The 14,196-nt window shown below is 66.5% G+C and carries 14 protein-coding genes and 1 riboswitch; of the genes, 7 read left to right on the forward strand and 7 right to left on the reverse strand.

The genetic code is table 11. The features are described from left to right. The 3 genes from QW887_RS27740 to QW887_RS27750 all read left to right on the forward strand — a co-directional run. A partial coding sequence (locus QW887_RS27740; protein ID WP_316195499.1) for a hypothetical protein occupies window positions 1–516 on the forward strand: 516 nt, incomplete at its 5' end. 114 nt (window positions 517–630) lie between these two features. Beyond that, on the forward strand, window positions 631–861 hold the full coding sequence (locus QW887_RS27745) for a hypothetical protein (protein ID WP_315718098.1): 231 nt from the start codon (window positions 631–633) through the stop codon (window positions 859–861). A 52-nt stretch (window positions 862–913) separates the two neighbouring features. Then, window positions 914–2,965, forward strand: coding sequence for a S8 family serine peptidase (locus QW887_RS27750; protein ID WP_316195501.1), 2,052 nt, complete (start codon window positions 914–916; stop codon window positions 2,963–2,965). A 709-nt stretch (window positions 2,966–3,674) separates the two neighbouring features. Here the strand turns inward: QW887_RS27750 and metW are convergent. Further along, entirely contained in the window at window positions 3,675–4,340 is a 666-nt protein-coding gene (gene metW / locus QW887_RS27755; RefSeq protein ID WP_315718100.1) for a methionine biosynthesis protein MetW, read from the reverse strand. 3 nt (window positions 4,341–4,343) lie between these two features. After that, entirely contained in the window at window positions 4,344–5,558 is a 1,215-nt protein-coding gene (locus QW887_RS27760; RefSeq protein ID WP_315753818.1) for a homoserine O-acetyltransferase, read from the reverse strand. Window positions 5,559–5,649: 91 nt separating this feature from the next. After that, window positions 5,650–5,729: riboswitch (SAM riboswitch) on the reverse strand. A gap of 197 nt (window positions 5,730–5,926) precedes the next feature. Here QW887_RS27760 and QW887_RS27765 point away from each other — a divergent pair. From QW887_RS27765 to QW887_RS27775, 3 genes are read left to right on the forward strand one after another with little or no spacing between them, the layout of a single operon-like run. Beyond that, window positions 5,927–6,760, forward strand: a complete 834-nt coding sequence (locus tag QW887_RS27765; RefSeq protein WP_315718102.1) for a chorismate mutase — start codon at window positions 5,927–5,929, stop codon at window positions 6,758–6,760. Between the two features lie 37 nt (window positions 6,761–6,797). Further along, entirely contained in the window at window positions 6,798–7,895 is a 1,098-nt protein-coding gene (hisC, locus tag QW887_RS27770) for a histidinol-phosphate transaminase (protein ID WP_316195503.1), read from the forward strand. Beyond that, the gene (locus tag QW887_RS27775) at window positions 7,892–8,827 is read left to right on the forward strand and encodes a prephenate/arogenate dehydrogenase family protein (RefSeq protein WP_315753824.1); all 936 of its coding nucleotides are present in this window, start codon (window positions 7,892–7,894) and stop codon (window positions 8,825–8,827) included. Before hisC ends, QW887_RS27775 begins: the two co-directional genes overlap by 4 nt. Before the next feature lie 2 nt (window positions 8,828–8,829). Here the strand turns inward: QW887_RS27775 and QW887_RS27780 are convergent, their stop codons facing one another. After that, a complete protein-coding gene (locus QW887_RS27780) occupies window positions 8,830–10,014 on the reverse strand; it encodes a DUF2125 domain-containing protein (RefSeq protein WP_316195505.1) in 1,185 nt (394 codons plus the stop codon). A 99-nt stretch (window positions 10,015–10,113) separates the two neighbouring features. Here QW887_RS27780 and QW887_RS27785 point away from each other — a divergent pair, with 99 nt between their 5' ends. Continuing rightward, complete coding sequence (locus QW887_RS27785; protein ID WP_409977989.1) at window positions 10,114–10,710, forward strand: gamma-glutamylcyclotransferase; 597 nt, start codon at window positions 10,114–10,116, stop codon at window positions 10,708–10,710. Window positions 10,711–10,713: 3 nt separating this feature from the next. Here QW887_RS27785 and QW887_RS27790 read toward each other — a convergent pair whose 3' ends face one another. From QW887_RS27790 to ftsE, 4 genes are all read right to left on the reverse strand, one after another. After that, the gene (locus tag QW887_RS27790; RefSeq protein WP_315718107.1) at window positions 10,714–11,481 is read right to left on the reverse strand and encodes a lysophospholipid acyltransferase family protein; all 768 of its coding nucleotides are present in this window, start codon (window positions 11,479–11,481) and stop codon (window positions 10,714–10,716) included. A 12-nt stretch (window positions 11,482–11,493) separates the two neighbouring features. Next, window positions 11,494–12,207 carry a YdcF family protein gene (locus tag QW887_RS27795; RefSeq protein ID WP_315718108.1) on the reverse strand — a complete coding sequence of 238 codons (714 nt, stop codon included), beginning with the start codon at window positions 12,205–12,207 and terminating at the stop codon, window positions 11,494–11,496. Between the two features lie 255 nt (window positions 12,208–12,462). Then, the gene (locus QW887_RS27800; protein ID WP_315826642.1) at window positions 12,463–13,431 is read right to left on the reverse strand and encodes an ABC transporter permease; all 969 of its coding nucleotides are present in this window, start codon (window positions 13,429–13,431) and stop codon (window positions 12,463–12,465) included. Further along, a complete protein-coding gene (gene ftsE / locus QW887_RS27805; protein WP_006615648.1) occupies window positions 13,424–14,083 on the reverse strand; it encodes a cell division ATP-binding protein FtsE in 660 nt (219 codons plus the stop codon). The genes QW887_RS27800 and ftsE overlap by 8 nt, the downstream gene beginning before the upstream one ends. Between the last annotated feature and the right edge of the window lie 113 nt (window positions 14,084–14,196).

Raw genomic sequence — 14,196 nt, forward strand, 5'->3', positions numbered from 1 at the left:
AGCGTGCTCAAGAAGATCGGACAGGGCGTCCAGACCGGCCTCGACGTCGGCCACAACCTCGGCATCTTCAGCGCTGGCCAGCCGGGCCAGCAGGCGGCGGCCGCGCAGCCCACCGACATGGAGCTGCAGAGCTTCTGGAGCGTGCTCAAGAAGATCGGTCAGGGCGTCCAGACCGGCCTCGACGTCGGCCACAACCTCGGCATCTTCAGCGCTGGCCAGCCGGGCCAGCAGGCGGCGGCCGCGCAGCCCACCGACATGGAGCTGCAGAGCTTCTGGAGCGTGCTCAAGAAGATCGGTCAGGGCGTCCAGACCGGCCTCGACGTCGGCCACAACCTCGGCATCTTCAGCGCTGGCCAGCCGGGCCAGCAGGCGGCCGCCGCGCAGCCCACCGACATGGAGCTGCAGGGCTTCTGGAGCGTGCTCAAGAAGATCGGACAGGGCGCGCAGACCGGCCTCAACATCGGGCACACGCTCGGCATCTTCAGCACCGGCCAGCCCGCAGGCACGATGCACTAGGACGGCGGATCTGAAGCAGCGACCCGCGCCATTCGCAACGCGGGTCCAAACAAGCAAGGCGTTGGGCGCACGAACAGTCCGCCCACCGCCGACCTGACATGGAGGGAGCGACGCATGGCGGATCCGAACTCAGAGCAGGAATTCATCGTGCAAGGCGAGCCGGTCAAGTCCGGCCAGCTTGCTGATCATTTGAGCCGCGAGCCCGGCGTGAAACGCGTCGGTCAGGTCGCGCCCGACGTCGTCATCCTGTCGATGACGAAGAGCCAGGCCGACCGCCTCCGATCGACTTTCAGCACGATCGTGGTGGAGCCGAATGCTCCGCTGAAACCCTTTGGCGCCGGCTGACTTCAGCCGCGCCCCCCGACGATGTCACGAGCGAGGATGAAGGAGCCCGCAAATGGCCGCACGAAGCAAACCTGAAATCTCGGATCCGAAGGATGCGGCCGGCACGGCCGTCAACGGCACCGGAGCACGGCCCGGAGCGGGGCAGCCACCAGCCGAGGCCGTTGCCGCACCGCGGGCGGCAACGCCGGTAGCCGCCGCTGCAGCCCCTGCCGCGCAAGGCACGGGCCGAAGCGACGGCGGCAAGGACGGCGGCAAGGCGCCGCCGGCAGCGGACCAACCCGTCGCAACGATCTCGCAGCGACGGGCGCAGTACATCCTGGCCCCGCGCCAGCAGACGGGGCTTGCGACCTTCAGCGCCGACTTCATCGTCCAGCAACTGACAAACACTCCGGACATCGACGTGGTGAAGACCATCCAGCCGCCGCGCCTGCTCGGATTCCAGAGCGCCGACCCGGGGCAAGCCCCGCTCGGCCCGATGGTGCTGGCCCGCATGGCGCCCGACAAGGCCGAATTGCTGAAGGCCCAGGCCGGCGCACGGCTCGCGGTCGAGCGCGATGCGCCGCTCACCTACATGCTCGATCCGACCGTCCCGCAGGTGCCGGCGCCGCACCAGCTTCCCAATCCCGGCGTTCTCATTCCCTTGGCCGACGGGTTCTCGACGACGATCGAAGTGGTCGGCGAGAGCGGCCCGCTGCCGGAGGTGGAAGTGTACGTGTTCGGCAGCGTATGGCCGGTTCAGGGCGTCACCGACGCCAGCGGCCGCGTCACGCTCAAGATTCAGGGCGAGACGCCCGACACCATCCGCTCGATCCTGATCAAGCCGCGGGTCGATTACTGGACCTTCTGGCTCGATCGTCCGCAACTGACCCCCGACAGCGTGAACCGCATCGCCGCGAAGACGCTGGGCGCCTACCTGCGCGGCTTTCCCGGGCAGCAATTGCTGGGATGGGGCCAGCGCGCGATGGGCCTCGACCGCGTTCCCCTCGCCTACAATGGCGCAGGCGTGAAGATCGCGGTGATCGATTCCGGCGCAGCACCAACCCATCGCAATCTGCACGGCGTCACGATCGGCAAGAGCATCGTCGGCAATGATCCCGCGAGCTGGACCATCGATACGATTGGCCACGGCTCGCATTGCGCCGGGATCATCGCCGGCGGGCCTGTCGGCAGCGGCGGAGGCATTCGCGGCTTCGCTCCGGCGGCCGAAATCCATGTCTGCCGGATCTTCCCGGGGGGCCGGTTCAGCGATCTCGTCTCGGCGCTCGACTACTGCATGGAGAACGGCATCGACGTCGCCAACATGAGCCTGGGCGGCGGCGAGCCGTCGCAGATCATCGAGGAGCGGATCCTGCGGGCCAAACAGATGGGCCTCGCCTGTATCGTCGCCGCGGGAAATTCGTCGGGGCCGGTCCAGTTTCCCGGCTCGACGCCGCATTGCCTGTCGGTCGCCGCGATGGGCAAATGGGGCGAGTTTCCCGAGGACAGCTTCCACGCCCAGCAGGCGCTGGACGGCTTCCGCAGCAGCGACGGATATTTTCCGGCCAAGTTCAGCTGCTTCGGGCCGGAGATCGACGTCTGCGCGCCGGGCGTCGGCATCGTGTCCTCGCTGCCGGCCGATGGCTTCGGCGCCTGGGACGGCACCTCGATGGCGACGCCGCACGTCACCGGCCTCGCCGCGCTGGTGCTGGCGCATCATCCCGACTTCAAGGGTCCGTTCGCGACGCGCGACGCGCGGCGTGTGGAGCGGCTGTTCCAGATCCTGAAGGAGACATCGACGCCGCTGCAATTCGGCGATCCCAATCGTGCAGGAGCCGGGCTGCCGAATGCGATGCGCGCCCTCGGCCTGGAGGCGAGCGTGGCCTCCGCGCCCGCGGCCGATCCCTCGCTCGACGTGCTCCGTCGCCTGTTGGGACTGGCGCGCGGCGCGCCGAACGCCGCGACGTCTCCGACGCTGGCGCCGCAGGCGCCGAATGGCAAGCTCAACGGATCCGGTTCGGTTGCCCGGGGCCCGGCAACGACCACCGGCGAGTGGTCCAGCCCGGCGGTCGGTGATCCCAGTCCGGCGCAAATCCGCGACATCATGCACAAGGTCGGCTTGCTGTAGATTGCCGGCCCAGCCACAGCGACGAAGCGGCGTCGTTGCACGACGGGCAGTTTGCGCATGAGCGTCATGCGCGAATTGCCCGTCGTGTTAGTTCGTCGCACGTTTGGCACTTGCGCCGTCGGGCAAATCAGGCGCAGATTTCCGCGCGTCCCGCCTCGCAGCAAGAGGGGCGTATCGCGGTCGTCACGAACGCTGAGTGTGGGATGCGATGGGCGTGTCGGATTGCGCGTGGGGCTTGCCTCGCGCGGACGAACAATTCCGATGCGCACGGTCAAGTCGCGCGGTCCTGGCATCCCGACGCTGATGCCAAGTTTGTTGTGGTGTTCTGCATCACTCGGACGACGGTGGCCAGAAAGCCCGGCGCACCGGGGAGAACGCGAAGCAGCCGTTCAACCATCGCGCAGGGAAGGCCGGGTGTTCCGGCTCGTACCTGTGGTTCCTGCCGCCTGCATTTTTTCCGCAGGCGGGCCATGGGTGCGGCCAGCATCCGGCCTTCCCTGCGCCTCTTCGTTATCGGAGGCAGGACTAATGCAAAGCTCGGGTGTAGACGCACCGCGGGAACGCAGCACTTTGTATCAACCGCTCTCGGCTCTTTGAAAAGTAAAAACCGCCAACCCCAAGCTCGTCATGGCCGGGCTTGTCCCGGCCATGACGTGGAGAGAGCGAGCCATCAACTTAGACCGCGCCCCGCTGCAGCAGCGAGCGCGCTCTACCGCCCCTTCTCCGCCCTGCTCAGCAGGAACACGCCCTGCTCGCCGAACATGTTCCAGAACCACCAGGGCATCGCGACGCGCAAGGGACGGCCGTAACTATCAAGCGCGACGGCGCGCTCCATCTTGACGCCGATCTCATCGCAGAGCTGCACGAAGTCCTTGATGGTGCAGAAATGGATGTTCGGCGTGTCGTACCAGGTGAAGGGCAGATTGTCGGTTCGCGGCATGTGGCCGCCGACGAGCAGTTGCAGGCGCAGCCGCCAGAAGCCGAAATTCGGAAAGGTGACGATGGCGCGACGGCCGATGCGCAGCAGATTCTCCAGCACGACCTTGGGCTGCCGCGTCGCCTGCAAGGTCTGCGACAGGATCACATAGTCGAACGCATCGTCGGGATAGTCGACGAGATCGGTGTCGGCGTCGCCCTGCACCACCGCGAGCCCCTTGGCGACGCAATGATTGACGCCCTCGCGCGACAGCTCGATGCCGCGGCCGTCGATGCCGCGGCTCTCCAGCAGCTGCAAGAGATCGCCGTCGCCGCAGCCGATGTCGAGCACCTTGGAGTCGCGCTCGACCATGCCGGCGACCAGCAGATGATCCGGCCGATAGGCCAGCACCTCGCCGCCGGAAAAGCCGTTCAGCGGCAACACGCCCTGCATGCTCATGGCTCAGCCTCCGTTCGCGGCGTTGAGGCCGCGCGCCTTGCCGGCGGAATCGAGAAAGGCGCTGGCGATCTCGAAGAACTCGGGGACGTCGAGCAGGAACGCGTCGTGCCCCTTGTCGGTCTCGATCTCCGCGAACGACACCCGCGCGCTGGAGGCATTGAGCGCATGCACCAGCGCCCGCGATTCCGCGGTCGGAAACAGCCAGTCGCTGGTGAAGGACACCACGCAGAAGCGGGTCTTGATGCCGCGGAACGCCGCCGCCAGCACGCCGTCATGATCGGCGGCGATGTCGAAATAGTCCATCGCCCGCGTCAGATAGAGATAGGAGTTGGCGTCGAAGCGCTCGACGAAGGACGAGCCCTGATAGCGCAGATAGCTCTCGACCTGGAAATCGGCGTCGAACGAGAACGTCGGCAGTTCGCGGTCCTGCATGCGGCGGCCGAACTTGCGATGCAGGGCGGCATCCGACAGATAAGTGATATGCGCGGCCATCCGTGCCACCGCGAGGCCGCGATGCGGATGAGTGCCCTTGTCGCCGTAGCGGCCGTGGTCCCAGTCGGGATCGGCCATCACGGCCTGGCGGCCGAGCTCGTGGAAGGCGATGTTCTGCGCCGAATGCCGCGTCGCGCAGGCGATCGCGAGATTCGCGAACACGCGGGTGGGATAGGCCACCGTCCATTGCAGCGCCTGCATGCCGCCCATCGAGCCGCCGACCACGGCGAACAACGTGTCGATGCCGAGATGATCGATCAGCATGGCCTGAGCGCGCACCATGTCGGGGATGGTGATGATCGGGAAATCGAGCCCCCACACCTTGCCGGTGGCGGGATTCAGCGAGGCCGGGCCGGTCGAGCCCATGCAGCCGCCGATCACGTTCGAGCAGATGATGAAATAACGGCTCGGGTCGAGCGGGCGGCCAGGGCCGACCAGCGTCTCCCACCAGCCGGGCTTGCCGGTGACGGGATGGCGGTTGGCGACGTGCTGGTCGCCGGTCAGGGCGTGGCAGACCAGGACCGCGTTGGACCTGTCGGCGTTGAGTTCGCCATAGGTCTGGTAGGCGATCTGGAACGGCGACAGGTCGACGCCGCAATCGAGCCTGAGCGGCTTGTCAGCGCCGAACTGCGCGACCAGCGAGCTCGGATGATCGACCTCGTGCGAGCGCTCTTCGGGCGCAATCGTGCGCAGCGCGGAGGTGGGTTTCGGCGTCAGGCCTGTCATGTCTCTCACCCCGGCCATCCGGCAAGGGCTCCCGAACCACGTGACATATCAGGCCATGAAAAACCCGGCCTGAACTGGGGTTCGGCCGGGATCGATAACGTCCCCGGCCTGTTTAGCGAGTTTTTTAACGTGGCTGCAAGCCGGCCGGCTCAAATGACCACGGAACAGGCAGAAACTAGTCCCGCGGGCGCTCCGCGTCAAGGCAAGCTGGGGTTGACCGCCGATCGGGCGCCCCACGGCTGCAAACCAGCCAAGCCTAGGCGGCACAAGGTAAACTTGCTGTTGCGCGCGTCTCCCGCATCGGAGAGAACGACATCCGTTCCAGTCGGCCGCACGTTAACCGGTGGCCTGCGAAGAGTGACCAGCCCATGTCCAACCCGCCGCCTGCCCCGCCTTCGCTTGCCGATTTGCGCAAGGAGATCGACGCGATCGACGAGCAGGTCCATCAGCTCCTGATGAACAGGGCCGACATCATCGACCGGCTGATCAAGGTCAAGAAGACCCAGGAGGTCGGCTCGGCATTCCGGCCGGCGCGAGAGGCCGACATGATGCGGCGCCTGGTGCAGCGCCATCGCGGCATCCTGCCGCTCGACACCGTCGAGGGCATCTGGCGCGTGATCGTCTCGACGTTCACTTACGTGCAGGCGCCGTTCTCGGTTCACGCCGACGTGTCGGTCGGCGAATCCGCGATGCGCGATTCCGCCAGGTTCCATTTCGGCTTCGTGGTGCCTTATGTCGCCCATTTCAGCGCCCAGGCCGCCGTCGAAGCCGTGGCGCGCTCGAAGGGCGATCTTGCGCTGGTGTCGACGACATCGGGGCATACGCCGTGGTGGATCACGCTCGAGCCCGTGGGCGCGCCGAAGATCATCGCCCGGATGCCGTTCATCGAGCGTGCCGACCATCCGGCGGCGCTGCCGGTGTTCGCGGTGTCGCGGGTCGCCGACGACGCGCTCGTGCTGGAGGTCGAGACCTGGAGCATCCGCGTCTCCGGCTGGAATGCGCAGGTGTCGCGCGCGCTGTCGCCGCTGGCCGACGTGGTCGCGGTGCCCGATACCGCCTTCGACGGCGCCGCGCTGCTGGTGTCGATCGAGGCGCCGTCGAACCTCGACAAGATCAAGGCTGCCCTGATCGCGGCGGGCGCCTCGGTCCGCTCGACGGCCCTCGTCGGCGGCCATGCGAAACGCTATACGGTTCCGAGCTGAGACGCCTCGCGCCAGTGATGATTTTCCGGAGTTGATGATGAACCGCCCCGTGCCGAACCCCGGCATCCTCGACATCGCGCCCTACACGCCGGGCAAGAGTCCCAAGCCGGAGCCTGGCCGCAAGGTTTTCAAGCTGTCGGCCAATGAGACCCCGTTTGGTCCCTCGCCGAGGGCGATCGAGGCGTTCAAGAGCGCGGCCACGCATCTGGAAGATTATCCGGAAGGGACCTCCCGGGTGCTGCGCGAGGCGATCGGCCGCACCTACGGCCTCGATCCCGACCGCATCGTCTGCGGCGCCGGCTCCGACGAGATCCTCAATCTGCTGGCACACACCGTTCTCGGCCAAGGCGACGAGGCGATCTCCACCGCGCACGGCTTCCTGGTCTATCCGATCGCGACCATGGCCTGCGGCGCCAGGAACGTGGTTGCCGCGGAGACGGAGTATCGCACCGATGTCGACGCCATCCTTGCCGCGGTGACGCCGCGCACCAAGCTGGTCTGGCTCGCCAACCCGAACAACCCGACCGGCACCTACATCCCGTTCGACGAGGTCAAGCGGCTGCGTGCCGGCCTGCCGTCGCATGTCCTGCTGGTGCTCGACGCCGCCTATGCCGACTACGTTTCGCGCAATGACTACGAGTTCGGGCTCGAGCTGGTGGCGACGACCGAGAACACGGTCGTCACTCATACCTTTTCCAAGATCCACGGCCTCGCGGCGCTCCGTGTCGGCTGGATGTTCGGCCCGGCGCACATCGTCGATGCGATCAACCGAATCCGTGGGCCGTTCAACGTCTCCTCGCCGGCGATGCTCGCCGCGGTCGCCGCGATCGAGGACACCGCGCATCAGCAGATGTCGAAGACGCACACGGAAACGTGGCGCAACTGGCTGACCGAGGAGATCGGCAAGCTCGGGCTGAAGGTGACGCCGAGCGTCACCAATTTCATCCTGATCCACTTCCCGACCGACAAGGGCAAGACCGCGGTCGAGGCCGACGCATTCCTGACCCGGCGCGGCCTCGTGCTGCGCGCGCTCGCCAACTACAAGCTGCCGAACGCGCTGCGCATGACGATCGGCACCGAGGAAGCCAATCGTCTGTTCGTGGAGGCTCTCAGCGAATTCATGAGGGCGAAATGAGCGTCGCGGGGCGGTTCGAACGCATCGCGCTGATCGGCTTCGGCCTGATCGGCGGCTCGATCGCACGCGCGGCGCGGCTGCAGGGCGTGGCCGGCGAGATCGTCACCACCGCGCGCTCGGAGAAGACTCGCGCGCGCGTCGCCGAACTCGGCCTCGTCGACCGCGTCGTGGCGAGTAATGCGGAGGCGGTCAAGGATGCCGACCTCGTCATCCTCTGCATTCCCGTCGGCGCGTGCGGTCCGGTCGCGGCCGAGATCGCGCCGCATCTGAAGCCCGGAGCCATCGTCTCCGACGTCGGCTCCGTGAAGGGCGCCATCGTTCGCGACATGGCGCCGCATCTGCCAGCGCATGTTCATTTCGTGCCGGCGCATCCGGTCGCCGGCACCGAGAATTCGGGACCGGATTCTGGTTTCGCCGAGCTGTTCATCAACCGCTGGTGCATCCTGACGCCGCCGGACGGTGTAGATGCCGACGCGATCGATCGTCTGCGCGCGTTCTGGGCGGCGCTCGGCGCCAAGGTCGAGATCATGACGCCGGATCACCACGACCGCGTGCTCGCGATCACCAGCCATCTGCCGCATCTGATCGCCTACACCATCGTCGGCACCGCCGACGAGCTGGCGCAGGTCACGGAGTCCGAGGTGATCAAGTTCTCGGCCGGCGGCTTTCGCGATTTCACCCGCATCGCCGCCTCCGACCCGACGATGTGGCGCGACATCTTCCTGAGCAACAAGGATGCGGTGCTCGACATGCTCGGCACCTTCACCGAGGACCTCTCCAAGCTGACGCGGGCGATCCGCCGCGGCGACGGCGATGCGCTGTTCGATCACTTCACCCGCACCCGTGCGATCCGCCGCGGCATCGTCGATATCGGCCAGGATTCGGCGGCGCCGGACTTCGGCCGGCCGCTGCCGCAGTTGAAGAAGAGCTGAGGTCAGAACAGCGGCGGGACGCGGGCGACCTTGAACGGACCGAGCACGACGACGCCATCGGAGAAGCGCAACGGGAAGGTCCGCGCCTTGCGCCCTTCGAGGGTGGCCTCCTTGCCGAGCGCATTGATACCGAGCGCGACGCCGACATTGGCGTTCTGCTTGACGACCTTGCCGAGGCCGGGAATGGCGCGGTCGAGCGCACCGAGCAGGTTGTTGACGTCCTGCGACTTCACACCCGGCGCTACGCGATCGAGCGTCCCCTGCGGCACGCCGTTTTCGAGCATCTTGTCGAGACCGAGCGCCGGAATGACCTTTTCGATCCCGGCCACCGTCATTTGCACTTCGCCATCAATGCCGCCATTGGCGGTCAGGCTGAGCGTGCCCGACGCAACGGCCAGCAGCTCGCCCTGCTGGATGCGCGACTGGACGATCTCGACATGACCGCCCGCCGCCTGGATCTCGCGAAACCGCTCCGGCCAGGGTTTGGGCCGGAAGTCCTTGAGACCCGTGACGCGGGTCTGGATGTCGGTATTGAACGGTTCGGCGAGCAGAGGATGGCTGCCTTGGATGCTGCCGCTTTCGATCTGCAGCGCAGTCTCCAGCACCGGATGATCGGACGGCGTGCCGTCGGCGAAGCGGCCGTGCAACTCGACGTGATCGGCGCGCGCGGCGGGCACGGCAGTGTTGCCCTCGATGCGGTCGATGGTCGGTTGTTCGAACACGAGGTCGGCGCGCTGTGGCGGCCCTGGCAGGCCGCGGACACTGGCTTCGCCGACGCGCCAGTTCGCGGAGAACGAGGTCGGTCCGCGCCCATCAGCAATCGTCGCGGGTCCCTTGAACTCCGCGATGAGCCGCTTCGGGTCCCACACCTGGGCGACGACGAGGATCTCGTCGAGCCTGGCATTCATCAAAGGCGTGCCCGCGGCCTGGGAGAAGAGGGCCACGCTCGGATCCGTACAGCGGACCTCGAGCCGGAACGGGAAGCCGGCGACCGAGCGCTTCGCGCAGTCATAGACGCGTCCCGATTTTGCTTCGCGCGCACGCCAAGCGTCGGCCTGGACATCCACTTGCGAAGCGGCGAAGAACCAGAATGCGCTCCACGCAACAGCGGCGATCAGGAGCAGAACGGGAGCTATGAAGAGCCCCCAACGAGAGCGCCTGCGGCGCGCTTGCGGCAAACGAGACATGCAGGACACCCTTTGGGCAGCAATTTTGGCAATTCGGCGATCACGGATTGTGTATCTAAATTAACAATTCGCGAGCATCACACTTAGGCTTCCGCATTGATGTCCGCAATGACCCTCTCCGAACGCGACCTTCCCCACGGCGACCTCTGGGTCTTCGGCTACGGCTCGCTGATGTGGCGGCCCGGATTCGCTTTTCTCGAGCAGGTGCCGGCGCGGCTGATCGGCGAGCATCGCGCGCTCTGTGTGTATTCGTTCGTCCACCGCGGAACGCCGGAGAAGCCGGGCCTCGTGCTCGGTCTCGATCGCGGCGGCGCGTGTCGCGGCATTGCGTTCCGGGTGGCAGCAGACAAGCGCGACGAGACCATCGCCTATTTGCGGGCGCGTGAGCAGGTGACCTCGGTATATCGCGAAGTGACGCGCTCGGTTTGGCTTGAAAACGACGCGCGCGAGCGGGTGAGCGCGCTGGTCTACGTGGTCGATCGCGGCCATGTGCAATATGCAGGCCGGCTGTCGCCGCAGGAGCAGTTGCGCCATGTACGCCAGGGTCACGGCCAGTCCGGCGCCAATCGCGACTACGTGATCTCGACCGTGAAGGCGATCGAGGCGCAGGGCTTTCGCGACGCGCAGTTGCATCGGCTGGCGACGATGCTGCACGATGACGGCCACTCGCTGCATCCTGCGCCAAGCAAGACATAGCCCTCAAGCCTTCACCGGCGCCGGCACCCGGCCAAACAACTGCGCCTGTTCCGCCTGCCCCGCGGCGACGAGCCGGCCGGTCGCCTCTTCGATGACGCTCTGAATCCGCGCCATGAACTCATCGCGCGGCAGGCCAGGCGGCAGCGGATCGAGAAACTCCACGACGAGCGTGCCCGGATAGCGCAGAAATGTGCGGCGTGGCCAAAACAGACCCGAATTCAGGGCCACCGGCAGGCAGGGTACGCCGCAATCCGTGTAGATCAAGCCGACGCCGCCTTTGTAGTCCGGCGGTGCGCCCGCCGGACGCCGGGTGCCTTCCGGGAAGATCACAAACTGACGGCCGTGCTTCACCTCCTCTGCCGCCCGCCGCATCACCTGCTTCAACGCGCGGGCGCCGGAGCTGCGGTCGATCGCGATCATGTCCGCCTTGACGAGATACTGTCCGAACAAGGGAATCCGCAGCAGCTCGCGCTTGAGAACGAAGAACGGCGCATCGAAGAAATGCAGCAGCGAGATCGTCTCCCACATCGACTGATGCTTGGCGGCGACGATCAGCGGCCCCTTCGGGATCTTCTCGACGCCGCGATATTCGACGCGGATGTTGCAGACGACGCGCATCAACAAGATGTTGCTCTGCGCCCACCAGTTGGCGACGCGCAGCAGCGCCTTGCGGGGCATAGCCAGGGTCGGCAACGCGATCAACGCCCAGAGCACGAAGTTCGGGTAGAATAGGATGTTGAACAGCAGCGAACGCAGGAAGATCGAGACCATCAGAAACCCAGTTCAATTGGCTTGCGCCGTCGTCGGTCGGCGCGACACCGAGCCGGTTGGCGGATCGAACTCGGGCGCGAGATCGAGGCCGAGATCGGCCAGCCGCAGCCGCATCTCGGCGGCGACATATTTGGCATATTCGGACAGCAGAAGTCGCACCGTCGGCGCGCTGGTCCACCACGGCTCGTCGCGCCATTTCTCGCCGACGACCGCATAGGGAATGAGATCCATGCTCGGCATCGCATGCGACAGTTCGACGATGGCCCGCGGCATGTGATAGTTCGACGTCACGACGATCAGCGACTTGAAGCCGCGCTCGCTCGCCCATCGCCGCGTCTGCGCGGCGTTGCTGCGGGTATTGATCGCCGAATAATCCAGATCGACGCAGCAGTTGATGAATGATCGCGCCTCGGGCAGCGACCGGGTGATGTCGCTGGCCTCGTTGGTCGGGTGCACACCGGAGATCAGCAGCCGCCGGCCATAGCCTCCCGCCAGGAGTTCCACCGCGTCCGATACGCGTGACGAGCCGCCGGTCAGGACCACGATTCCGTCCGCCTTGCGCTCGGGCTGGATCTCGGCGCCCCGCAATTGCGAGAGGAAGCCGACGAAGCCGACCGCCGCGACGAAGAAGCCGACCCCGAGCGTCGCCACGGCGCCCGCGAGCGTCCGCCACACCGCCACGGTGAGCGGCAGCTTTCGCCTGCTATGGTCAGTCTCCGGCTCCATGCAACGCCTGGCTTGTCCTTGCCTGCCTGCGCGCGGCGCCATGCCGTCGCGCGATCCCGTCGTTCAAGTCCGGGAACGCAGGCAGGTTTCGCCGGCCTCCCGATCACGTTCGCTCGCCGCCGATCCTGGCGTGCGAGCTCCGCCGTGTTCGTGACCCAGCTCACCCCGTCCTGCCTCACCCCGGCGCAGACGATTTTAGGCGGTTTTCGGGCCAAGTGAAATCCGCAACGAGACGGCTGGGGATAGAAGCCGCCATCAGTCGATGCTCGCCAGGGTCGTGAACAGGGTCCGGCGTGCGGCCCAGCCGGTCACCGCGGCGATCACCACGGCCTGCAGCGCGATCGCGACATAGCCGAGCGGGCGCAGCGAGAATGTCCCCAGCAACGCCGCGAACTGATCGCCGACGGGAGTGCCGGAGAACCAGTTGGCGATCGACTCCGAGAACCCGAATCCGAGCATCGCAAGGCCGCCACCGATCACGCCCCCCTCCAGTCCGAGCTGCAAAAAGTGCCGCAGGAAGTGGTTGGCGATGTAGCGGTCGCCGGCGCCGACGAAATGCAGCACCTCGACGATCGGCCGGTTCGCGGCCATCGCGCCGCGGGTCGCGAACGACACCGAGATGATGGTGGCAGCGATCACCAGCAGCAGAATGCCGAAGCCTGCGAAAAGCGTCGCGCCTGTCATCGAGCGCATGCGCTCGATCCAGGCGCGGTGGTCATCCACGCTGGCGGTCGGCGCAACCTGGGTCACGCGGCTGCGCAGGGCGTTGAGATCGAAGCTGGTGCCGGGCTGGACGCGCGCGATGATGACGCGCGGCACCGGAAGCTCGTCGAACGACAGGCCGCTGCCGAGCCACGGCTCCAGCAGCTTGCTGGATTCCTCCTTGGTGAACGGCCGGACCTCCACGATTCCGGACTGCGCCCGCATCGCCTCCGTCACCAGGGCAATGTCGCGCTCGATGTCCCGGCCGGTCTTGGGGCGAACCTGGACGGTGATCTCGCTCGACACCTCCGACTGCCACTCGGCCGCGGACTCGCTGACCAGCAGCACGCCGCCGGTCGTGATCGAGGCCAGGAAGGTCATGATCGCCACCACGGCGACCAGCGCGCGGCCGGCGATCGAGGCGCGCGGCACGATCGGCGACACGATGCGGGCCTGCGCCGGCAGTTGCGGGCGGTCGTCGCCGAGATCGACCAGGAGGCCGCGATCGTCTACGCTACTCATAGATGTGCAATCGTCCCTGATGCAGCACCAGCCGGCGGGCCTCGTATTGGTCCATCAGCGTGATGTCATGGGTTGCGATGATGACCGCCGTCCCCGAGCGGTTCAATTCGATGAACAGCCGCAGCAGGCGGCGCCCGAGCGTCGGATCGACGTTGCCGGTCGGCTCGTCCGCGAGCAGCAGTTGCGGCCGCGAGATCACGGCGCGCGCGATCGCCGCGCGCTGCTTCTCACCACCCGACAGGATCGGCGGCAGCGCGTCCATGCGCTCGCCAAGGCCGACCCATTTCAGGAGGTCGATGACCTCCTTGCGGTAGCTCGATTCATCCCGCCCCATGACGCGAAACGGCAGCGCCACGTTCTCATAGGTCGTCATGTGGTCGAGCAGCCGGAAGTCCTGCAGCACGATGCCGATGCGCTTGCGCAGATCGGCGATCTCCTCCTTGCTGAGCAGCGAGATGTCGTAGCCGAACAGATTGACCAGGCCGCGGGTCGGCCGCAGCGATAGAAACAACAGCTTGAGCAGCGAGGTCTTGCCCGCGCCCGACGGGCCGGTGAGGAACTGGAAGGAATGGGCCGGAATCTGGAAACTGAGGTCGCGGAGGATCTCCGGCCCCAATCCATAGCGCAGCCCAACATTTTCGAACCGAACCAAAGCGTCAGCTCCGTTCGACCGCGTGCGCGGCAGACCCGCACGCTCCAAGCTCAGCGGTACGATGGCCCGATTGAGCGCCCGTTATGGTTTCCGGTTCGTTAACGGTCGCCGTG

Origin of the sequence: Bradyrhizobium sp. SZCCHNRI3052 (assembly GCF_032484895.1) — a bacterium.
In the GTDB taxonomy this organism is placed as follows: domain Bacteria; phylum Pseudomonadota; class Alphaproteobacteria; order Rhizobiales; family Xanthobacteraceae; genus Bradyrhizobium.